This is a genomic window from Methylohalobius crimeensis 10Ki (assembly GCF_000421465.1).
Taxonomy (GTDB): Bacteria; Pseudomonadota; Gammaproteobacteria; order Methylococcales; family Methylothermaceae; genus Methylohalobius; species Methylohalobius crimeensis.
Map to the genome: position 1 here is coordinate 49,006 of NZ_ATXB01000002.1, position 19,048 is coordinate 68,053.

The following is a 19,048-nucleotide window of genomic DNA, read 5'->3' on the forward strand; positions in this document are numbered from 1 at the left end:
GCGGTCTCTAGACATCCAACACGCATTGCGCCAACCAGCCGCCCTGCGCCGACCTCGCCACCTTCAATTCGGTGTAGGTAGCCCCTTTGACCTCCACCGCCGGCTGGTGTTTCGCTCGATCCACCGCTTCGCCCCGAAGGGTCGCGCGAAGATGCCGATCGTCGATGCGGACGTCGTATCGGGAAAAGAGCATTCCCCGAACCGCCATCTCGTAAATCACCGCATTGAGAAAATCCACCAGCAACAGTTCCAGATCGCCTTCATCGTCGCGTCCGAACTCGATTTCCACCGTATCGCGGGGCGCCACGACGGCCGGATCGGTCACCACCGCGGTCATCGCCACCGCCGCCCGGGCGAATGCCTCGGCGGGTGTATCCCCGAACCCACGCACGCCGATATCGGCCATGTGTTCGAAATGTTCCCACGTAGAACAGCCCATGGCTACCCCCTGCTATCATGACGGCAATAAAAATAAATTTGGGGACGCCATGCTGGAAATCAAGCTGCTGATCCTGCTATTGGTCGCCAACGGCGCGCCGGTGGTGGCGTGGGATCTGTTCAAGGAGCGGTTCGCCTGGCCGGTGGATTGCGGGGCCGTTATGCCGGATGGGCGTTTTCTTCTGGGGCCGGCCAAAACTTGGCGCGGTCTGTTGGCTTCCCTTTTCACCACCGGCATCACGGCACCGCTGATCGGCTTCCCATGGACGCTTGGCGCGTGGGTGGCGGCGGCGGCGATGGCCGGCGATCTTCTGTCCAGTTTCGTCAAACGCCGGCTCGGCGTCCAAGCCAGCGACACGGCGCCGGGCTTGGATCAGATTCCGGAAAGCTTGCTGCCCCTGTGGGCGGTCAATGCCCATTTCGCCTTGGGCTGGGATCGGATCGGACTGTTGGTGGCCGTCTTCTATATTGCGGAAGTCTCTCTTTCGCCCCTGTTGTATCGTTTGGGCATCCGCAAACGCCCCTACTGAGCGCGGCGCAAGGTATGCAAGGTCACCTCCGGCGGACAGTTGAGGCGCACGTCCACCACGCTCACCCCGCAACCGCGCGAGGTATAGCCCTGCAAACCGGCGTAACGCCAGGGACCGGCGCATAACGCATAAGGCGCGCGGGCATTGCGCATCAAAGGGATGCCGCCGGGCAAACAGATTTGCCCGCCGTGGGTGTGGCCGCACAGCATCAGATCGCAACGGGCGTAGGCGGCGTTGCGATAGATCTCCGGGGAATGGGCCAAGAGCAGGCTCACGGCGCCTTGAGGAATCGATTCAACCGCCTTTTCCAGACTGTCGGCGCGATAATAATGGGGATCGTCGATGCCGGCCAGGTAGATCTCCGTATGCTCACGGCGGAGAGGTATCGCCTCGTTCATCAGCATCCGGATCCCCAAATCCTCCAAGCCCGGCACCATCCGGACGGTATCGTGATTGCCCAAAACTCCGTACAACGGCTGGCGCAGATGGGGCACGACCCTCGCCAAGGCATCCAGAGCCGGCTGCCAGGGGCCGAAGGTGCGAGCGCGGAAATCGCCGGTCAAGACGCAGGCGTCGTAATTCAGACCCTGCACGGCGGCAATCAGGGCATCCGGCAGATTGGGGCACATATCCAAATGCAGGTCGCTCAAATGCAGCAGAGTAAAACCCTCGAACGAAGCCGACAAACGGGGCAGGTAGACCTCGTTGCGAAGGACCCGGATACGCCGGGCGTTGCGCCGTCCCCGTCCGTGCAAGCCGCATAGGCGAAGCACGTGACGAATCACGCCGTGGACCGAATACCAATTTTCGAGATGGAAGAAATTACGCCCGACACCACCGAACACCCGCTGTTCAAAATCCTGTTCCATTCCCAGGCGCTGATTCAGATGGACGCGGCCGATTCGGCGTTCGAGCCGGGTCATGAGCGCCTTATCGATTTGGGATTCGAACCTATCGTTCATGGGCAAGACATACCGGAAAAGGCGGCTTCCGCTTCCCGGTAGAGCGGGTTCTCCTCCCCGGCGTAACGCGCGGAAAAATGAAACGGCACCATGCGCTTGGCCCCCACCCGACGGGCGATTTGTCCGGCCTGGGCGGCGGTCAGGTGATATTTTTCCGCAGCGGAATCGGCCGCATCCCGGGCAAAACCGGCTTCGATGTAGAGACAATCCACGCTCTCGAGCAACGACTTCAGACGGCGCAGATTCGGTTCATTGTAAAGCGTATCCACCACGTAGCCGACCTTCATCCCCGGAACGATGCGCAATATTTTTTCCTTCAGCTCGCCCAGGGTGAAACGCCGCATCTGGGCGACGCCATTCTCGCGCCATCGCGCCTCGATGGGAAAGTCATCGCGCTCGCCGCGCCAAATCGCCTGCTTGAGCGCCTGCAACCAGGGACCGGTGGGAAGACCCAACTCGTCCAAGCGGTTCTTCCAGATGTTGACGTGCCGGGATTCCTCCAAGGCGAATGCCAAACAGGGAATCTTGTGATCGAGGACCGCGGCGCGCACTTTGAGCCCGGGTTCCTTGAGCAGCTCCCCCTCCGCTACCCTTTCCGGAGGTAAAGATTCGCGGGCGAATCGATGCCGGCAGCGGAATTTCGCGCACCGCATGGTGTCTCCGCCGTCCCATTCCTGAACCCGGAAAACCAGCTCGTCGACGTAGTTCTCCACCAGATTCCAAGTATAACCGCCCAGGCGATGTTCGACCCGATCGATGAATCCGGAAGGCCCGTACAGATGGATTGTCTTGGCCCGGCCGAGACAAACCCGGAGGAGGTAATCGAAGCCGTAGAAATGATCCATGTGGGCATGGGAGACGAAAATATGGCTTAAGCGCAGCAACTTGCGGGGGGCGAGGGCATGAATATCCCCCAAATCGAAAAGAATGGCCCGCTTTCGAAACAAAAACTCCACATACAGCGCCGGATCGCCGAAGGGATCGTTGACCAGTTGGAGCTGGAAACTCGGTTTCACTGAGACGTTCAGCGTTCGGTAGCAGATGGGTTGAGAATTCTGCCGGTTTCCTGGTCCACTCGGATGTGCACCACCCGCCCATCCGGGGTCAACACCCGGATGACATGAACCGTGCGCCCGTCTTCGGTCACCGATTTCCCCCCCAATACCCGTCCGTCGATTTTCTTTTGCACCCGCTCGGCGGCCTTATCCAGATCGATCGCTTCCGCTATCATCGGCCCCACGACCAACAGACAAAGCAGCAAGCCTTTCCAGATTCGTTTGCCCCTCACCGCAAGGCTCCCCAGCCGTTCGTCAAGACCTGCCCCAGAGTGGTTCCCAGGGTCGTCCCGATCCGGCGGCTGAGCCGTTCCAGCACATCTTCCTTGGGCGTGAAATCGACGATTTTCTTGGCGCCGAATATTTCCTCGGCCACATAGCGGCTATCACCGATTCCGTCGACCAAGCCCAAATCGACGCTTTGGCTTCCCGTCCAAACCAAGCCGGAAAACAAGTCCGGATCGTCCTTGAGGCGCTCGCCCCTGCCTTGTTTCACCGCATCGATGAACTGGCGATGGATCCGGTCCAGCAGCCGTTGGACATGGGCCTTTTCTTCGGGGTTGACCGGCGAGAAAGGATCGAGCAGCGCTTTGTGTTCACCGGCGGTCAGCAGACGCCGTTCGACACCCAGCTTTTGGAGGGTTTCCACCAGCCCGAAGCCGTTCATGATAACCCCGATGGAACCGACGACGCTGGCGGGATTGACATAGATCTTATCGGCCGCCGCCGCGATGTAATAACAACCGGAAGCGCACACGTCGGTTACCACGGCGACGATGGGTAAATCCGGTTTTTCTTGCTTGATCCGGCGGATCGCCTCGTAAACATAGGCCGCTTGAACCGGGCTTCCTCCGGGAGAATTCATCTTCAGCAAAATTCCCCGGGCATTCGGGGCGGACGAAGCGCGCCGCAGCCCTTTGATAAGGGTTTCGGCATTCGCCCGGGAGTCCTCCATCAAGATGCCTTTGACATCCACCCGGGCGGTGACCTTGCCGTCCGGGCGCACCATTTCCGGCCACGGCCGCAAGGCGCTCACGGTGATCGCCACCAAATAGGCGAAAAACAACAGCTTGAAGAATATGTTCCAACGGCGTGCCCGGCGCCGTTCGGCGATCCCCTCCAGCGCCAGCTTCTCCAGCACATCCCGCTCCCAGGGGGACTCTTGCGGGGACTTTTCCGACCGGGTCTCCGATTCCTGTGCCATTTCTCCTCCAGGAATGATTGACAAATATAATTGTCGATTAAACTACCTGAACGTCTGCAAAACGACGCTATTTTTGATAATAAATCCGATAGATCACCCCGCGCTGGTCGTCGGAGACCAAAAGGGAGCCATCCGGAAGCTGCAAGATATCCACCGGCCGCCCGAAGGACTCGCCGTCCGGACGCAGCCAACCCTCGGCGAATACATGCTCCGCCACCGGTTCACCGTCCTTGAATTCCAGCCAGACTACTTTGTATCCCACCGGCTCGGAGCGGTTCCAGGAGCCGTGCTGGGCGACGAACAATTGCCCTCGATAGCGGGCGGGAAACTGATCTCCCGTGTAGAATCGCAATCCCAGGGGCGCCACGTGCGCTCCGAAACGCCAGGCCGGTGGCTCGAAGTCCTTGCAAGGTGCCAGTTTGCCGTAATTGGGGTCGGGAATGTCGCCCCCATGGCAGTAAGGATAGCCGAAATGGAGCCCCGCTTCGGAGACGCGGTTGAGTTCGTCCGGCGGACGGTCGTCACCGAGCCAATCGCGACCATTATTGGTGAACCACAACTCTTTCGTTTCGGGATGCCAGTCGAAGCCGACACTGTTGCGCACGCCGCGGGCAACGATTTCCAAACCGCCGCCATCCCGATCGAGACGCACCAAGGTGGCATAGATATCGTTTTTCGACAAGCAGATATTACACGGCGCCCCCACGTTCGTATAGAGCTTGCCGTCCGGCCCCACCCGGAGATACTTCCAGCCGTGCCACAAATCGGTCGGCAACGCATCGTAAACCACCTCCGGTTCGGGCGGATCGGCCAAGTGCCGGGCGATATCCGGGAAACGCAGGATCCGCGAGACTTCCGCCACATACAAATCGCCTTGATAAAACGCCACGCCGTTGGGCATGGTCAAGTCCTCGACGATCACGTACCGGCGCTCGGCCACCCCGTCTCCGTTCTCGTCGCGAAGCGCATACACCTTGCCGGCGGTGCGGCTGCCCACGTAAATCGTGCCGTCGTCGCCCAAACTCATGGAGCGGACGTTGGGGATATCCCGGGCAAACAGCTCGATCTGGAAGCCCGGAGGCAGTTTGATCAAGGATTCCACCGGATCTCGAACCGCCCATACCTCTACTGCCCAGGCCAAACTAAACAGCAGCGCAAACAGAATTCTCATTGCCGCCCTCCTCAATCGGGTTAGCTTCGATCAATTATCGACTTTCGGCTCGGCCATATTCAAGCCGGAACCGTTTTCCATGCCCCATTCCCATCGACTCCCCAAGCGTACCGGCGAAGCTATCCCAATAGGCGCCTTGTTTGGGCGATTCAATGCATGTTCCTTCCCAGCAGCGAATTTGCCGCTTTTTTACGCTTGAAAAGCGCCCCTTCAACCCCCATTTAGTCAATCGTAATCTTGTTGGAGGATCCATACCCTATGCGACGCATTCTATTGTTTGCGGCGACCAACGCCGCCATCCTGCTGATGATCAGCATCGTGTTTCAGTGGCTGGGGCTGGGCACGTTTCTGGACAGGCAGGGGGTTCACCTGAATTTGAACGCCTTGCTCATCTTCTCTGCCGTCATCGGCATGTCGGGGTCATTCATTTCGCTGGTGATTTCCAAGTGGATGGCCAAGACCTCCATGGGGGTCCACCTCATCGACCGTCCCCACAACCAGACCGAAACCTGGCTGCTTTCCACCGTGGAACATCTGGCGCGCCAGGCCGGGATCGGCATGCCCGAGGTGGGGATCTTTCAGAGTCCCCAGCCCAACGCCTTCGCCACCGGCATGGACAAGAACCATGCCTTGGTGGCGGTCAGCACCGGCTTGTTGCAATCCATGAGCGCCGAGGAAATCGAAGCGGTGCTGGGCCACGAGGTCAGTCACGTCGCCAACGGAGACATGGTCACGCTGACCCTGATTCAAGGGGTGGTCAATACCTTCGTGTACTTTTTCGCCACCATCATCGGCCATGTGGTGGACCGTACCTTGTTCCAATCCCAAGACGAGGAAGGCGGCTATGTCGGCTACGGTCCGGCCTATTACATCACCCAGTTGGTAGCCCAGATGGTATTGGGCATTTTGGCCTCCATGGTGGTGATGTGGTTCTCGCGCTGGCGGGAATTTCGCGCCGACGCCGGCGGCGCCCGGCTGGCCGGACGCGATAAGATGATCGCCGCCCTTCAGGCGCTGCGTCGGAACGCCGAACCCCGCGACTTGCAGGGGGAATTCGCGGCCTTCGGCATCAGCGGCGCCATCGGACAGGGACTCATGCGCCTTTTCATGAGCCACCCCCCGCTCGAAGAGCGGATCGCGGCGCTGCAAAAAATTCAGCGCTAACCGCTTACTCCCTATTTGGCGGCCTTAGGGCCGCTTTTTTTTGTGTAAGTTATTTTCCCGGCCTGCGACTCATGCGGTACGAAAACGATTCAGACGGGTTTCATGCAAAGAGGATACGATCGAATCATTTTTCATTTGCTTGCCGCGCTTCTCCTGACGCCTGCCCTTCAAGCCGATGAAATCGTCAAGGCGGGACGCTTCTCCGAAGGGAGCCTGAGCGGCTGGAAATCCAAGGCGTTTGCCGGCGAAACCGCCTATCGGCTGAAGGACTTGGGCGGCAAGACGGTGCTGCTCGCCGAGAGTGATGCGAGCGCTTCGGGCCTGTTTCGGCAAATGCAAGTCGACCTGACCCGAACGCCCTATCTGAACTGGTGCTGGCAAGTGATCGAACCGCTTCCCCCCTTGCCCGAAAGAAGCAAACCGGGAGACGACTACGCCGCCCGCATTTATCTGGTCAAAAAAGGGGGCCTTTTTTTCTGGAAGACGAAAGCGCTCAATTATGTCTGGTCCTCGGGGCAAGCCCGCGCATCCATGTGGCCCAATGCCTTTGCCGGCGACAATGTGATGATGCTGGCGGTGCGCAGCCGCGGCGATCAGGGATGGCATTGCGAGAAGCGCGATCTTCGCACCGACTGGCGGCGCGCCTTCGGCGAGGCAACCGATCGCATTGACGCCGTCGCCTTGATGACCGACAGTGACAATAGCAAGCAACAAACGGCAGCTTATTATGGCGATATCTGGTTTTCCTCCCATTGAAATCGCGCCGGCGACGGATTTTCCGGCCCTCACCCGCGACCGCCTGGAAACGCTTCAGGTCAATCTGGGCTACCTGTGCAATCAGTCCTGCACCCATTGCCACGTCGCCGCCGGCCCCAAGCGCACGGAAAATATGGACCGGCCCACCGTGGAGACGGTACTGGCGTTTCTCGCCCGCGGCCGGATTTCGGTGCTCGACTTGACCGGCGGCGCGCCGGAAATGAACCCCCACTTCCGCTATCTGGTGGAATCGGCCCGGAAATTGGGCGTTCACGTAATCGACCGCTGCAATCTCACCATTTTGGAGGAACCCGGCTACGAGGACATGGCCCGCTTCCTCGCCGAAAACCGGGTGGAAATTACCGCATCGCTGCCTTGCTACCTGGAAGACAACGTGGACCGACAGCGCGGCAGGGGCGTGTTCCGAGCCAGCATCGCCGCGCTCAAATCCCTCAACCGCCTGGGTTACGGCACCGGCTCCCGGCTGAAGCTCAATCTGGTCTTCAATCCTCAGGGACCGGTATTGCCTCCGCCGCAGAAGGAATTGGAGGCGGCCTATAAACAACACCTCCGGGAACAATTCGACATCGGCTTCGACCGACTCTACACCCTCGCCAACCTGCCCATCCAGCGCTTTGCCCACACCCTGGCCCGGGAAGGTCGGCTGGACGAATACCTGGCCTTATTGCGCGCGCACTTCGACCGCGCCAACTTGGAGGCGGTCATGTGCCGCTCGACCCTCAGCGTGGACTGGCAAGGTTACGTCTACGACTGCGACTTCAACCAAATGCTGCACCTCCCCCAAGGGGGCGGCAGGAAACATTTGCGCGACCTGGATCCCAATACCTTCACCGGCGCTCCCATCGCCGTGGCCGATCATTGTTATGGCTGCACCGCCGGCCAAGGCAGCAGTTGCCGCGGGGCACTCAATACCCCCTCTCCCTCTAGGAGAGGGCAGGGGTGAGGGTCAATCAAACAAGGTTTCCGTACCCGGCAGGACGCCCACCTCGATGAATTCCACCGCGTTGGCATCGGGATCGCGGCAGAATAAGGCCCGGCGTCCCGACTTGCTCATGGAATAAAAGATACCCGCGTCGTCCAGCCGTCGGCGAATCGCCTCCAAATCGGGCACGATCAGCGCAAAATGGCGGTCGCGGCCGCCGTGCTCGGGCCGCCCGGAGGTCGAATCGGGGCTGGGAAGCTCCAGGAGATGGATCTGCTGGTGCTCGGCGATCTGAAGCCACGCACCGGGGAACGGCAGATCGGGGCGCTCGGTTTGGGTCATCCCCAACACGCCGCAGTAAAATTCAAGCGACTTTTGAGTGTCGGAAACGAGGATACTGGCGTGGTGTAGGTGAAATTTGAGCATGGATAGCACTCCCCATCTATGGATGATCACCCATTTTACAGCAACTCTCCTTCGATCTATTGACCTACCGCCCTACCCATACCGGGACAAGAAGCCATCACCAGGGGATAGGGGTATGCCCATCCGGTCGGGCGGGTACCACCTTCGGCTTCCATTCGGGAAAATGTTTTCGCAAGCGCTCACGGAGCAAGATGCCGTAAACGAAAAGCTTACAAGTGATGATAAGCCTCCAAACTGCTCAGACGTTGATCTTCCAACCCGCCGCCGGCGGTAAAGTGATAGATCACCTGGAAGGTCCGGTCCGGCAAACCGAAAAGTTCGTGGACCGGATCGTCGAAGAAGCAACCGATCCCGGTACCGCACAAACCTGCCGCCTCGGATTCCAAATACAATAATTGCCCCAATGCCCCGGCTTCCATGTGAAGCCGTGCGTATTCCCACACCGACTCCTCCAGGCGCGGTTCAAACTCGGCCAGCATGGAGACCGCGAACGCCCCGCCGGAAGCAATACCTTGATGGCAACTGACCGCTTTGGCCACCTCACGGGCATCCCCTTCCCGGAGCCAGTAGAACGACAAATCGTCTGGAAAACCGTCCACCTTCCGCCATCGCCACGCCTCCGTCGTGGTCCTGCGAAACAGATCCAATCCGCCGGTGGAACGGGCCAGGAAATAGAGCCCCGGGGTCATGCCTTCCACCCGGTGCACGTAAAATCCCAAATGGACGGCGGGTTCCCGTGCCAAGGACGCCACGGGCAAACCGCCCCGGCCCAGCCGCGCCATCAGCCGGATGAAATCGACGCGCGCCATCGTCGAGGTGGCGTCCATCATCTGCACGCTGCGGCGTTGCCGAATCAACCAGCGGGCGCCGACCGAACGCGCCAGCGTGTCCACCGGCGGTGGCTGGGGATGTCTTTCTTCACCACCCGGGAAAATAATTTCTATGCGCTCGCAAGCCATCGCCCCGGCGGCCTTTTCTATGATCGGCCAGGGCCGATGGGAGGAACTGAGACGGTTGGGGGGATCCGAACGAACGGCGCGGTTGATCTCCCGGACCGTCCTTTCCTCCAATCGCCATTGGGCCACTGCCGACCAGGGCACCTCGCCGCCGGGAAACACCGCCGCCAGACAATCGGCATGTTCGGCTTCCGGCCCGTTTTGGCCATCGACGCCCAAAAGCGGGGCCAGTTTTTTCGACCCCACCACCGGCAAAAGCGCGCAGCGCCAGCCCAGAACGGCGGCGCCGTAGGCAAGCGTCGCCAGGGCATGCCCCAGATCCAATAAGCAATACCGCAGCGCCCGTTCTCCGTATTTCCAGCTCTCGCGCCAATAGATGGAAGTAAAACCGATCAGAAAAGTGGATTCCGGCAATGGCGCGATAAGATCCGGCCAGTCTAAATCGGGTAACTCGCCGCGTATCTCCAGACCGTGCTGGTAGGGTTGGTAATGATACAGGGTCGACACTTGGTTGAGACCCTCGACGGCGCCGGTCAAAAGATAGACTTCGGTGGGATGAAGGTTCCCACTGGAGGGATTACACCGCAATGCCCAGCGCGCCCCCGGAATCTCTTTCCAGGCGGATAGCGCAAAGCTGTGATAAAACAAATCGGCGATCGTTTCCGCGTTGACCGGCTCGGCAGACAAGCCTTTATAGAGGGCATCGTAACCGGGTGTTTCCCGAGCATCCGATTCGCGGCGGGTGAAACGGTGTAGCGGAGCGCCGTGATAAAATCGGAACGGCTCGGGCTGGGTCGCCCAATCCAGGAAACCCGGGCCGGGGGCGGTCCGGTGGAAATGATGCTTAGTACGCTGATGGTAATCGAACAGAAAAGATAGAGATTTTTCGTTGACACCCTTTTCAGTCGCCATGAATAGTGACACCTCAGAATCGGGGGTTTGTTAGGATAAAGTCCAAATGACGAAACCTGGACACAACCACGACCATTGTATTCATAAAGCCCTGGGAACGGCAGAGCGGCTTTGCCGAGAGCGCGGCGTACGTTTGACGCCCCTGCGCCGGCGGGTCTTGGAGCTGATTTGGCAAGACCATCGTGCGGTCAAGGCGTACGACTTGCTCGACCGCCTCAAACCTTTGGAGCAGACCGCCAAACCGGCGACCGTCTATCGGGCTTTGGAGTTCCTCATCGCCCAAGGACTGATCCATCGGGTGGAAAGTCTCAACGCCTTTATCGGCTGCCGCTGCAGCGAGCTTTCCCACGAAGTGTTATTACTCATCTGCCGCCAGTGCGGCGAGGTGGAAGAACTTCCCGCCCCCGAAGTAATGGACGCCTTGAACCGAGAAATCCAACGAGCGGGATTTTCTCCCGAACACAAGTCGGTGGAAATCGTGGGGCTGTGTGCCCATTGCGCCCGGCACCCGGCCGATTGATTCATCATCAATACCGCTGGTCTCGGCGTATCCGATTGTATCTTTGCCGAGAAAGAACCATTTCGCTTGGAGGGTACTTATTTTAAGTTTAGCTTCTGCTCTTAAATGTTATGATATAACATAGATTAAGATGGAGTTTTTGGCATGTCCCCTCATAAGTTTCTTCCCCTGCTACTCGTATCCAGCACAAGCTTCGCCCACCAACCCAGCGTCGAACTCACCCCCTTGACGGTCACCGCCGCCCCCGAACAAGGAAGCGGACGCACGGTGCTGAACAAGGAAGCTTTCCAGCGTCAACTGCGTCGTACCCTGGGAGAAACCCTGGAGCAACTGCCCGGCTTCAATAATCAATCCTTCGGTCCCGGGGTGGGCTTGCCGGTGATTCGCGGCCAAAGCGGGCCTCGGGTGCGCATTCTGCAGAATTCCCTCGGGGTCAACGATCTCTCCTCGATCAGCCCCGATCACGCCATCGGCCTGGAACCGCTTTTCGCCGATCGGATCGAAGTCTTGCACGGCCCGGCCACCCTGCGCTATGGCAGCGGCATCGTCGGGGGATTGGTCAACGTCTTGGATAATCGCATCCCCGAAAACCTTCCTGACCGGGCGGTGGAAGGCGCCGGCGAGTACCGTTACGACTCCCCTTCCGACGAACACGCCGGTTCCGCCCGTTTGGACGCAGGCTGGGGGCCTTTCGCCTTCCATCTGGAGGGACTCCGCCGGACCCACGGCGATCTGGATACCGGCAGCGGTGTCTTGGATGGGACCGACGGCGATGCGATCAGCGGCAGCGCGGGCATTTCCTGGGTCGGCGAGGCGGGCTTCATCGGCGCCTCGATCAACCGTTTGGAGAATACCTACGGGGTTCCCACTTTTCCCCATCATCACGATGAGGCCCACGACGAGCCGCATCACGAAGAAGATGATCACGCCGGCGAAAAGATTTACATTGACCTCAAGCAGACCCGCCACGATCTTCGCGCCGCCCTGTACGCCCCCTTTCCCTGGGCGGAGGAAGTGCGTCTCGGCTTCGGCCATACCGACTATCGCCACGTGGAAATCGAAGGCGATGAGCGCGGCACCCTTTGGACGCGACAAGCCTATGAAAGCCGCCTGGAACTGACCCACGCCCCCATCGGACCGGTAACCGGCAGCGTCGGCTTCCAGTCCCGCCACGGCGACTTGGCCGCGATCGGCGAGGAAGCCATCGTTCCGCGCACCGATACCGAAAATTATGCCCTATTCATCAATGAACGCTTACAGCAAGGACCGTTTCTCTATGAATTGGGCGCGCGGGTGGAACACCAGCGAACCGACGCCGAAAACCGCCGATTACGCCGCGATCTTCCCGTCAGCGGGGCGGCCAGCGTCACCTGGCAGGGCAACGATCACCACCGCCTCTCCCTGGCTTTCACTTCGACCCAACGCGCGCCCCAAGTGCAGGAACTGTATGCCTTCGGCGTCCACCACGCCTCCCAAAGCTTCGAGGTGGGCAACCCGAATCTGGATAGGGAGCATTCCCACCAACTGGAACTGGGCTACCGCTTCGAAAGCAGCCTGGTCATCGCGGAAATCAATCTGTTTCACTACTGGATCGACGACTATATCTTTTTCCGCAACAGCGGCCGGATCGACGCGGAATCGGAATTGCCCATTTTTAACGCCACCCAACAGAACGCCATATTCAAAGGCTTCGACGCCCAGCTTCACTTCCCCTTACTGGCCACCCGCCAGGGCGACTTGGATCTGATCCTCTTCGGCGACTACACCCGCGGCCGGCTGTCCGGGGGTGGGGACGTCCCGAGGATGCCGCCGTTGCGCTACGGGTTCGAGTTCAAATTCCACCGCGACGAAGGCAACGCCTTTCTCCGCCTGACCCGCGCCGAAGCCCAGGATCACCCCGGCCGCCTGGAAGCCCCCACCCCGAGCTATGTGGTCTTGAATATCGGCGGCGAATACCGCATCCCCACGGGGGATCGAACGCAAGTGACGGTATTTGCCCAAGGCACCAATCTGTTGAACCAAACCGTGCGTAATGCCACTTCCTTTCTCCGCACCATCGCCCCGGAACCGGGACGCGGCGCGCAGGCGGGAATCCGGATCGGGTTTTGAATCTCCCCGTTTTTGTGCCCGCTATTTTTTCAACCGGGACCGTTCGTAGCGGGGATGCTGCGTGAGAGTGATGAAATATCAACACGTCCTTGAACAAGGCTTATCGATAGCCGGCTTGGGAGAACGACTTCCAAGCCGGCGCCACCCCTGAAGTTGGCGCAATTTGCCTTGCTTCAGGTGCTATCGCCCTTTCTGGCGGTGACCATGGCGTTGACCGCCTGCCGGTGATGGACTTGAATCGCTTCGAAACCCAAATCTTCCATTTTCGCCAAAGCCGGGCCGATACGCATCACGTGGTCCGGAGATTCGTCGCTGAACAGGTGGACGATCCAGTGCTCGAGCAAATCGTAGCGTTCCAGCGGTGCCACGCGCTGAAAATAAAGCTTCACTTCCTCCTGGATCATGGCGGTGTGCTCGCGGCTGTCGTCCAAGGCATAGCGATCGCCGTTGACGAATAGACCGCCCGGCTTGAGCACCCGGCTGATTTCCGCCAGCACCTCGCTGCGATAGTCGTCCAAAAAGTTGTGGATGGTGTAGGCCGACGCGATCACGTCCAGACTGTCCGAGGCGGTCGCTTTAAGCCCCGACAAGGCATCGGTTTCGAGCAAGGCGAGGGTGCCCCGATCCAACCAAGGCGCCAAATTCTCCCGCGCTTGGCGCAGCATGGTCGGCTCGTTGTCGAGCGAGGTCAATTTCAGATCGGGACGCTCCGAAAGCAGCGCCAGGGTGGTAATCCCCGTTCCGCATCCCAACTCCAAAGCTTGCGGCGCATCTTGACAGGGCAACTCGGCCTGTCCTACATATTTCCCCACCAGCTGGCTCAATCGGGCCGCTTCGGGGCAAATGACTTTCAGCATTTCATATTGCTCGCCGATCACGCCGGCGAAAAGCTTTTCGGTTTCAAGCTTGTGCATTGGTTCGAAAACAATGAAATCAAAACCCCAAGTCTCGCGCAAATCATGGCCTATGGCAAGTGTTTGAAATTTCATGATAATTTGATCAATAAGCGCATGCCCCACCACGGCGTCCCGGAAGGCAAGCCGCCGGCCCCTGCCCCACTTTGAGATCGCTTTGTCAACGGCCTCTAAAAAATCCGACAGGTTTTCCGCCATCCCCCGACTCAAGGTAAACTGAACATCACGTAAACAGGAGATGACTTGATGAGTGTCGAAACCCATGTTTTGAACCGCTATGCCGAAGGCGCCCGCAACCGCGAGGCCGAGCTTTGTTGTCCGGTGGACTACGACCGCGAGCTGTTAACGCTATTGCCCCGGGAAATCATCGACAAGGACTACGGCTGCGGCGATCCCTCCCGCTATGTCCGGCCGGGGGACACCGTTCTGGACCTGGGCTCGGGCTCGGGCAAAATCTGCTACATGGCGGCGCAACTGGTGGGGGCGAACGGCCGGGTGATCGGGGTGGATATGAACGATGCCATGCTCGATCTGGCGCGCAAATACCAGGCCGAAATGGCCGAAAAACTGGGCGGCGATCGGGTCCGCTTCGCCAAGGGGCTGATCCAGGATCTGGCGCTGGACGTGGAAGGTCTCGATCGTTATTTGCGCGAACATCCGATCCATAGCCACGAGGATCTGCTCGCCCTCAAAGCGTGGCAGACGCGGCAGAAAAAGGAGCGCCCGCTGATCCCCGACGCGTCGGTGGATCTGGTGATCTCCAACTGCGTCCTCAACTTGGTGGACGACGGCGACAAACGGCAATTGTTCCGGGAAATCTTCCGGGCGGTCAAGCCGGGCGGGCGAATCGCCATTTCCGACATCGTCTGCGACGAGCCGGTCCCCGATGCGCTGAAGCAAGATCCCAAGCTTTGGAGCGGCTGCATTTCGGGCGCCCTGCAGGAACACGAATTTTTGGAGGAATTCGCCCAGGCCGGTTTCATCGCGGTCAAGCTGGACAAATGGGGGAACGAGCCGTGGCAGGTGGTGGAAGGCATCGAGTTCCGCACCGTCACCGTGACCGCGGTCAAGCCGGAAGGCGAGACATGCATCGACTACGGCCACGCGGTGATCTACAAGGGGCCATTCGACAAGGTCTACGACGAGGAAGGACACGTTTTCTGCCGCGGTCAGCGCATGGCGGTGTGCGAACGGACTTTCCGCATGCTCACCGAGGGACCCTACCGCGAGGATTTCATCGGCATCGCCCCGGCTCAGATCGGCGAAGGCAAACCCTGGTGCGCCCCGGCCGGCACGGTGCGCTCACCGGCCGAGACCAAGGGCGGGGCCAGCTCGGGAGGAAACTCGGAAAGCTGTTGCTGCTGACCGCCGGTGAAGCCGTTTTCCATTATTGTGCCGACTTTCCGGGAAGCAGCGAAAATCGAAGCCCACCTGCGGACGCTGCAAACTCTGCGTTCGCAGGCGGAAATCCTGGTGGTGGACGGAGGCAGCGACGACGACACCGCCAAACTGGCCCGCCCCTGGGCGGATCGGGTCATGACCGCCCCGCGCGGCCGCGGCGGGCAACTCAATGCCGGCGCCCGGGCCGCACGGGGGGAAGCCCTGCTATTCCTGCACGCCGACACCCGACTCCCGGACGGCGCGTTGAACGAGATTCACCGAGCATTGGCCGACAATCGCCGATGGGGCCGATTCGACGTAGCGCTCGACGGCCGCGCGCCCCTGCTTCGGCTGGTGGCGGCGATGATGAACCTGCGTTCGCGCTTGACCGGCATCGCCACCGGCGATCAGGCGATTTTCGTCACTCAAGAAGCATTTGGGCGGGTGGGCGGATTGCCGGTGCAACCTCTGATGGAAGACATCGAACTGTGCCGTCGCCTGAAAAACCTGGGACCGCCCGCATGCCTGAAGGCCAAGGTCGTCACCTCGGCGCGGCGCTGGGAACAATTCGGGGTGATCCGGACCATCTTGCTGATGTGGTGGCTGAGGCTGCGGTATTTCCTCGGCACCGACCCGAATCGGCTGGCCCGGTTGTATCGAGAAGGGCGATTCGGGTGAGCTCGAACTACGTCTATCCCGACGCCGCCATTTTGATATTCTGCAAAGCCCCGGTGCCGGGGAAGGTCAAGACACGCTTACTGGCAACGTTGACCCCGGCGCAGGCCGCCGCGGTTCACGCCCGCCTGAGCCGTACCCTGGTGACGCGTCTCATTTCCGCCCGGTTGGCCCCGGTTTATCTGTATTGCCACCCGGATACCCGTCATCCCTTTTTCGGCGCCCTCAAGCGGCGCTACGGCGTTCGGCTCGAGAAGCAGCAAGGCGCCGATTTGGGCGATCGCATGGCGCGGGCGTTTCGAGACCGCCTAAGCGTTTCTCGAGCCGCATTGATTGTGGGCTGCGACTGCCCTTCCCTCACCCCGGCCGATTTTCGGGCGGCGCTCACCATGCTGAGCCAAAACACGGATGTCGTGTTAGGGCCGGCCGAAGACGGCGGTTACGTCCTGATCGGCCTGCCTCGACCGCAGCCCGAATTATTTCGAGAGATGGCATGGGGAAAGGAGACGGTTCTGGCGGATACCCGCCGCCGTATCCGAGATCTCAATTTAAAAGCTTGGGAACTCCCCCTCCAATGGGATCTGGACCGGCCTCGAGATCTTCGACGGTGGCAATCCGAATGCCGTGGTGCGTCGGGCAGGACGCGCTGAAGAACGACGCATCGGAAGGAACGCCGTCGGAGTTAGGAAACATCCGCCTGCCAATGCAGCACCACTTGCAAACGCCGATAGTCCTCGTCCGTAAGACTGTCGCGCCAGACGGGAACCGCCCGAAAGCGCCCGCCGCTGAGGCGAAAATGAAGCAGGGTCAGCCAACGGCTGCACCAGGTGGAGCCCAACAAGCGCCCTTCCCGGACTTGATGACCGGGACTCACCAAAGTCCAAGTCTCCCCGTCGTAGTGCAACTGTCTCAGCGGCGGCCGTCGCCCCTTGCGCCAACCAAAACCAATGCTGACAAACAACACCGCAGAGAGCAGCAGGGGCGCGGGCATCGGCAAGGCGCTCAGCCAAACCGTCATCAGTGCCAAGCCGTGACCGACCGAGAGAAACAGGCGTTGCCATCGAGACGCCTGAAACCAAAGATTCAGCCCTTCCCCGCCGGAATGCTTCAAGTCACCCCTCGCAGGCGCAGACAGCGGCAACGGCAAGCGCCAATTGGGAATCGGGACAGGGATGGCGGTATATCAACCAGGCGGCAAGCTCCGGATCGGACGCCTCCAGCAGACGAGTGAAGGCCAGCCGCTCGGCCTCGTCGGCTTGAGGATAACCCCGTGTCAAGTAACGCGCCAACATCACATCCAGTTCTTTCATGCCGCGCCGGCAACGCCAGCGCAACTTATTCCGCTCGGCGCTGCTCACGGTGCAATCGCTCTTCAATCCGGCGGCGGGCTTCCGCGGACAAGGCGGTATCGCTCAAGCAATCCTCCGGACGGAGGGAGGCACTCACTCGCCTCAACAAACGCAATTGCCTCGTGTAACGACGACAAATTTGGCACAACCGCAAATGAAACCACAGCGCCATTCGCTCCCGCCAACTCAAAGGTTTGTCCTGGGCTTTGGAAGACAATTCCACCGCCTGCTTGCACGACAACATTATCGGCACTCTTCGTTGATTCGACCGAAACCGGCCCGTTCGAGACACTGGCGCAGCTTGAAACGCATTCGCGACAGCATGACCCACACGCTGTTGGTCGAGGGAGCGGGCAATAGCTGACATATTTCTTCGCCGCTCAAGCCGTCCACTTCCCGCAAGTAGAACAAATAACGGAAGCGAGGCGGAAGCCGCCCGACGCAGTCCCGCAATCCCGCTTTGAGCTGCTCCCGATCCAAATTTGCGTCCGGCTCATCCCAATTCGCAGGCGCTTGGCGCCAATGACCCCGGTCGTCGAAATAGCGGTCCAAATCCAATCCCAGATCCTCTATCGAAAGCGGGGGAGATTTACGGAAATGATCGGCGATCTTGTGTTTGAGAATCCCCACCAACCAGGTGCTCTCGCGGGCATTGCCCGAGAACGAACGAGATCCGCGCCAAGCGGAAAGCAGGGTTTCTTGCACCAGGTCCTCGGCCAAGTCGACCTCTCCCACCCGCGCCAAGGCGTAACGAAACAAGAGATCGCCGTGGCGGTCGAGCCATCGCTCAGGATCGAGGCCGGTCATTCCCGCCGCTGGTGGAGCAGCTTTTTGATTTCGGCGATGGCCTTGGCCGGATTGAGTCCCTTGGGACACACGTCGGTGCAGTTGGTAATGGTGTGACAACGAAACAGTTTGAACGGGTCTTCCAGTTCGTCCAGACGTTCGCCGGTCATTTCGTCGCGGCTGTCGGCGATCCAACGATAAGCCTGGAGCAATGTCGCCGGCCCCAAATAACGGTCGCTGTTCCACCAATAACTGGGGCAGGCGGTGGAACAACACGCGCAGAGGATACATTCGTAGAGGCCGTCGAGCTCGGCGCGTTCTTCCGGGCTCTGCAGCCGCTCGCGGTCGGGCGCCGGGGTGAGGGTCTGCTGCCACGGCTGGATCGAAGCATATTGGGCATAGAAATGGGTCAAGTCGATGACCAAATCCTTGACCACGTCCTGGTGCGGTAGCGGATAGATGGCGAGGGTATCTCCTAAGTCGTCGATCGGCTGGGTGCAGGCCAAGGTATTGCGGCCGTTGATGTTCATGGCGCAGGAGCCGCACACCCCTTCCCGACAGGAACGGCGGAAAGCCAGGGTGGTATCGACTTCATTCTTGATTTGGATCAAGGCGTCCAGCACCATCGCTCCGCACCGGCTGCGATCCAGTTGAAACACATCCAAACGGGGGTTTTCGCCGCCGTCCGGATTGAAGCGATAGACTTTGACGGTCAAAACCGTCTCGGCGCCTTCGGCGGCGGACCAAATTTTGCCCGGCTGAATCCTGGAGTTGGGCGGCAGACGCAATTGCACCATG

23 protein-coding genes are annotated in these 19,048 nt (G+C 60.0%); 9 read left to right on the forward strand and 14 right to left on the reverse strand.

The window, feature by feature from the left end; all coding sequences use genetic code 11:
- Nucleotides 1-7: 7 nt before the first annotated feature.
- The gene (locus H035_RS0113885; protein WP_022949569.1) at nucleotides 8-439 is read right to left on the reverse strand and encodes an archease; all 432 of its coding nucleotides are present in this window, start codon (nucleotides 437-439) and stop codon (nucleotides 8-10) included.
- On the opposite strand from H035_RS0113885, the gene H035_RS22515 reads away from it, so the two are divergent.
- Nucleotides 438-968, forward strand: coding sequence for a CDP-archaeol synthase (locus tag H035_RS22515; RefSeq protein WP_022949570.1), 531 nt, complete (start codon nucleotides 438-440; stop codon nucleotides 966-968). The two genes, H035_RS0113885 and H035_RS22515, sit on opposite strands and share 2 nt — an antisense overlap.
- On the opposite strand, the gene H035_RS0113895 is transcribed toward H035_RS22515, so the two are convergent.
- The 5 genes from H035_RS0113895 to H035_RS0113915 all read right to left on the reverse strand — a co-directional run bounded on the left by H035_RS0113895 (nucleotide 962) and on the right by H035_RS0113915 (nucleotide 5,360).
- The gene (locus tag H035_RS0113895) at nucleotides 962-1,930 is read right to left on the reverse strand and encodes a metallophosphoesterase (RefSeq protein ID WP_022949571.1); all 969 of its coding nucleotides are present in this window, start codon (nucleotides 1,928-1,930) and stop codon (nucleotides 962-964) included. The genes H035_RS22515 and H035_RS0113895 overlap by 7 nt on opposite strands.
- Nucleotides 1,927-2,946, reverse strand: a complete 1,020-nt coding sequence (locus H035_RS0113900; RefSeq protein WP_022949572.1) for a ribonuclease Z — start codon at nucleotides 2,944-2,946, stop codon at nucleotides 1,927-1,929. Before H035_RS0113900 ends, H035_RS0113895 begins: the two co-directional genes overlap by 4 nt.
- 8 nt (nucleotides 2,947-2,954) lie before the next feature.
- Nucleotides 2,955-3,218, reverse strand: a complete 264-nt coding sequence (locus H035_RS19865; RefSeq protein ID WP_022949573.1) for a PepSY domain-containing protein — start codon at nucleotides 3,216-3,218, stop codon at nucleotides 2,955-2,957.
- On the reverse strand, nucleotides 3,215-4,189 hold the full coding sequence (sppA, locus tag H035_RS0113910; RefSeq protein ID WP_022949574.1) for a signal peptide peptidase SppA: 975 nt from the start codon (nucleotides 4,187-4,189) through the stop codon (nucleotides 3,215-3,217). Before sppA ends, H035_RS19865 begins: the two co-directional genes overlap by 4 nt.
- A 67-nt stretch (nucleotides 4,190-4,256) precedes the next feature.
- The gene (locus tag H035_RS0113915; RefSeq protein ID WP_022949575.1) at nucleotides 4,257-5,360 is read right to left on the reverse strand and encodes a PQQ-dependent sugar dehydrogenase; all 1,104 of its coding nucleotides are present in this window, start codon (nucleotides 5,358-5,360) and stop codon (nucleotides 4,257-4,259) included.
- A gap of 258 nt (nucleotides 5,361-5,618) precedes the next feature.
- Between H035_RS0113915 and htpX the strand changes: the two genes are divergently transcribed.
- The 3 genes from htpX (at nucleotide 5,619) to arsS (ending at nucleotide 8,244) form a co-directional block, all read left to right on the forward strand.
- Nucleotides 5,619-6,524, forward strand: a complete 906-nt coding sequence (htpX, locus tag H035_RS0113920) for a protease HtpX (RefSeq protein ID WP_022949576.1) — start codon at nucleotides 5,619-5,621, stop codon at nucleotides 6,522-6,524.
- Between the two features lie 102 nt (nucleotides 6,525-6,626).
- Nucleotides 6,627-7,280 (forward strand): DUF3047 domain-containing protein, encoded by a 654-nt coding sequence (locus H035_RS0113925; protein WP_022949577.1) that lies wholly within the window; start codon nucleotides 6,627-6,629, stop codon nucleotides 7,278-7,280.
- The gene (arsS, locus tag H035_RS0113930) at nucleotides 7,252-8,244 is read left to right on the forward strand and encodes an arsenosugar biosynthesis radical SAM (seleno)protein ArsS (RefSeq protein ID WP_022949578.1); all 993 of its coding nucleotides are present in this window, start codon (nucleotides 7,252-7,254) and stop codon (nucleotides 8,242-8,244) included. Before H035_RS0113925 ends, arsS begins: the two co-directional genes overlap by 29 nt.
- 3 nt (nucleotides 8,245-8,247) lie before the next feature.
- Here the strand turns inward: arsS and H035_RS0113935 are convergent, their stop codons facing one another.
- Both H035_RS0113935 and H035_RS0113940 read right to left on the reverse strand, forming a co-directional pair.
- Entirely contained in the window at nucleotides 8,248-8,649 is a 402-nt protein-coding gene (locus tag H035_RS0113935) for a VOC family protein (protein WP_022949579.1), read from the reverse strand.
- 209 nt (nucleotides 8,650-8,858) lie between these two features.
- Nucleotides 8,859-10,517, reverse strand: coding sequence for a nitroreductase family protein (locus H035_RS0113940; protein WP_022949580.1), 1,659 nt, complete (start codon nucleotides 10,515-10,517; stop codon nucleotides 8,859-8,861).
- Nucleotides 10,518-10,563: 46 nt separating this feature from the next.
- On the opposite strand from H035_RS0113940, the gene H035_RS0113945 reads away from it, so the two are divergent.
- Both H035_RS0113945 and H035_RS0113950 read left to right on the forward strand, forming a co-directional pair.
- Nucleotides 10,564-11,037, forward strand: coding sequence for a transcriptional repressor (locus tag H035_RS0113945; protein WP_022949581.1), 474 nt, complete (start codon nucleotides 10,564-10,566; stop codon nucleotides 11,035-11,037).
- Between the two features lie 144 nt (nucleotides 11,038-11,181).
- Nucleotides 11,182-13,146 carry a TonB-dependent receptor gene (locus H035_RS0113950; RefSeq protein ID WP_022949582.1) on the forward strand — a complete coding sequence of 655 codons (1,965 nt, stop codon included), beginning with the start codon at nucleotides 11,182-11,184 and terminating at the stop codon, nucleotides 13,144-13,146.
- A gap of 173 nt (nucleotides 13,147-13,319) precedes the next feature.
- On the opposite strand, the gene H035_RS0113955 is transcribed toward H035_RS0113950, so the two are convergent.
- Nucleotides 13,320-14,060 (reverse strand): class I SAM-dependent methyltransferase, encoded by a 741-nt coding sequence (locus H035_RS0113955; protein ID WP_026596630.1) that lies wholly within the window; start codon nucleotides 14,058-14,060, stop codon nucleotides 13,320-13,322.
- A 246-nt stretch (nucleotides 14,061-14,306) separates the two neighbouring features.
- Between H035_RS0113955 and H035_RS0113960 the strand changes: the two genes are divergently transcribed.
- From H035_RS0113960 to H035_RS0113970, 3 genes are read left to right on the forward strand one after another with little or no spacing between them, the layout of a single operon-like run.
- Nucleotides 14,307-15,425: a methyltransferase domain-containing protein gene (locus H035_RS0113960; protein ID WP_022949584.1), complete on the forward strand. Its 1,119-nt coding sequence runs from the start codon at nucleotides 14,307-14,309 to the stop codon at nucleotides 15,423-15,425.
- A 6-nt stretch (nucleotides 15,426-15,431) separates the two neighbouring features.
- Nucleotides 15,432-16,118 (forward strand): TIGR04283 family arsenosugar biosynthesis glycosyltransferase, encoded by a 687-nt coding sequence (locus tag H035_RS0113965; protein WP_022949585.1) that lies wholly within the window; start codon nucleotides 15,432-15,434, stop codon nucleotides 16,116-16,118.
- Nucleotides 16,115-16,765, forward strand: a complete 651-nt coding sequence (locus tag H035_RS0113970; RefSeq protein WP_022949586.1) for a TIGR04282 family arsenosugar biosynthesis glycosyltransferase — start codon at nucleotides 16,115-16,117, stop codon at nucleotides 16,763-16,765. Before H035_RS0113965 ends, H035_RS0113970 begins: the two co-directional genes overlap by 4 nt.
- Before the next feature lie 32 nt (nucleotides 16,766-16,797).
- Here the strand turns inward: H035_RS0113970 and H035_RS0113975 are convergent, their stop codons facing one another.
- From H035_RS0113975 to H035_RS0113995, 5 genes are read right to left on the reverse strand one after another with little or no spacing between them, the layout of a single operon-like run.
- Nucleotides 16,798-17,226, reverse strand: a complete 429-nt coding sequence (locus H035_RS0113975) for a protein YgfX (protein WP_022949587.1) — start codon at nucleotides 17,224-17,226, stop codon at nucleotides 16,798-16,800.
- A gap of 1 nt (nucleotide 17,227) precedes the next feature.
- The gene (locus H035_RS0113980; RefSeq protein ID WP_022949588.1) at nucleotides 17,228-17,473 is read right to left on the reverse strand and encodes an FAD assembly factor SdhE; all 246 of its coding nucleotides are present in this window, start codon (nucleotides 17,471-17,473) and stop codon (nucleotides 17,228-17,230) included.
- Nucleotides 17,451-17,708 carry an anti-sigma factor family protein gene (locus tag H035_RS22245; RefSeq protein WP_022949589.1) on the reverse strand — a complete coding sequence of 86 codons (258 nt, stop codon included), beginning with the start codon at nucleotides 17,706-17,708 and terminating at the stop codon, nucleotides 17,451-17,453. Before H035_RS22245 ends, H035_RS0113980 begins: the two co-directional genes overlap by 23 nt.
- A complete protein-coding gene (locus tag H035_RS0113990; protein ID WP_022949590.1) occupies nucleotides 17,708-18,271 on the reverse strand; it encodes a sigma-70 family RNA polymerase sigma factor in 564 nt (187 codons plus the stop codon). Before H035_RS0113990 ends, H035_RS22245 begins: the two co-directional genes overlap by 1 nt.
- A complete protein-coding gene (locus H035_RS0113995; protein ID WP_022949591.1) occupies nucleotides 18,268-19,047 on the reverse strand; it encodes a succinate dehydrogenase iron-sulfur subunit in 780 nt (259 codons plus the stop codon). The genes H035_RS0113990 and H035_RS0113995 overlap by 4 nt, the downstream gene beginning before the upstream one ends.
- Nucleotide 19,048 lies beyond the last annotated feature (1 nt).

Bases quoted from the DNA above. Each gene is read 5' to 3' on its own strand.
- H035_RS22515 (WP_022949570.1), top strand. From the start codon at position 438: ATGGCTACCCCCTGCTATCATGACGGCAATAAAAATAAATTTGGGGAC.
- H035_RS0113885 (WP_022949569.1), bottom strand. From the start codon at position 439: ATGGGCTGTTCTACGTGGGAACATTTCGAACACATGGCCGATATCGGC.
- H035_RS0113895 (WP_022949571.1), bottom strand. From the start codon at position 1,930: ATGAACGATAGGTTCGAATCCCAAATCGATAAGGCGCTCATGACCCGG.
- sppA (WP_022949574.1), bottom strand. From the start codon at position 4,189: ATGGCACAGGAATCGGAGACCCGGTCGGAAAAGTCCCCGCAAGAGTCC.
- H035_RS0113915 (WP_022949575.1), bottom strand. From the start codon at position 5,360: ATGAGAATTCTGTTTGCGCTGCTGTTTAGTTTGGCCTGGGCAGTAGAG.
- htpX (WP_022949576.1), top strand. From the start codon at position 5,619: ATGCGACGCATTCTATTGTTTGCGGCGACCAACGCCGCCATCCTGCTG.
- H035_RS0113925 (WP_022949577.1), top strand. From the start codon at position 6,627: ATGCAAAGAGGATACGATCGAATCATTTTTCATTTGCTTGCCGCGCTT.
- arsS (WP_022949578.1), top strand. From the start codon at position 7,252: ATGGCGATATCTGGTTTTCCTCCCATTGAAATCGCGCCGGCGACGGAT.
- H035_RS0113935 (WP_022949579.1), bottom strand. From the start codon at position 8,649: ATGCTCAAATTTCACCTACACCACGCCAGTATCCTCGTTTCCGACACT.
- H035_RS0113940 (WP_022949580.1), bottom strand. From the start codon at position 10,517: ATGGCGACTGAAAAGGGTGTCAACGAAAAATCTCTATCTTTTCTGTTC.
- H035_RS0113945 (WP_022949581.1), top strand. From the start codon at position 10,564: ATGACGAAACCTGGACACAACCACGACCATTGTATTCATAAAGCCCTG.
- H035_RS0113950 (WP_022949582.1), top strand. From the start codon at position 11,182: ATGTCCCCTCATAAGTTTCTTCCCCTGCTACTCGTATCCAGCACAAGC.
- H035_RS0113955 (WP_026596630.1), bottom strand. From the start codon at position 14,060: ATGCACAAGCTTGAAACCGAAAAGCTTTTCGCCGGCGTGATCGGCGAG.
- H035_RS0113960 (WP_022949584.1), top strand. From the start codon at position 14,307: ATGAGTGTCGAAACCCATGTTTTGAACCGCTATGCCGAAGGCGCCCGC.
- H035_RS22245 (WP_022949589.1), bottom strand. From the start codon at position 17,708: ATGTTGTCGTGCAAGCAGGCGGTGGAATTGTCTTCCAAAGCCCAGGAC.
- H035_RS0113990 (WP_022949590.1), bottom strand. From the start codon at position 18,271: ATGACCGGCCTCGATCCTGAGCGATGGCTCGACCGCCACGGCGATCTC.
- H035_RS0113995 (WP_022949591.1), bottom strand. From the start codon at position 19,047: ATGGTGCAATTGCGTCTGCCGCCCAACTCCAGGATTCAGCCGGGCAAA.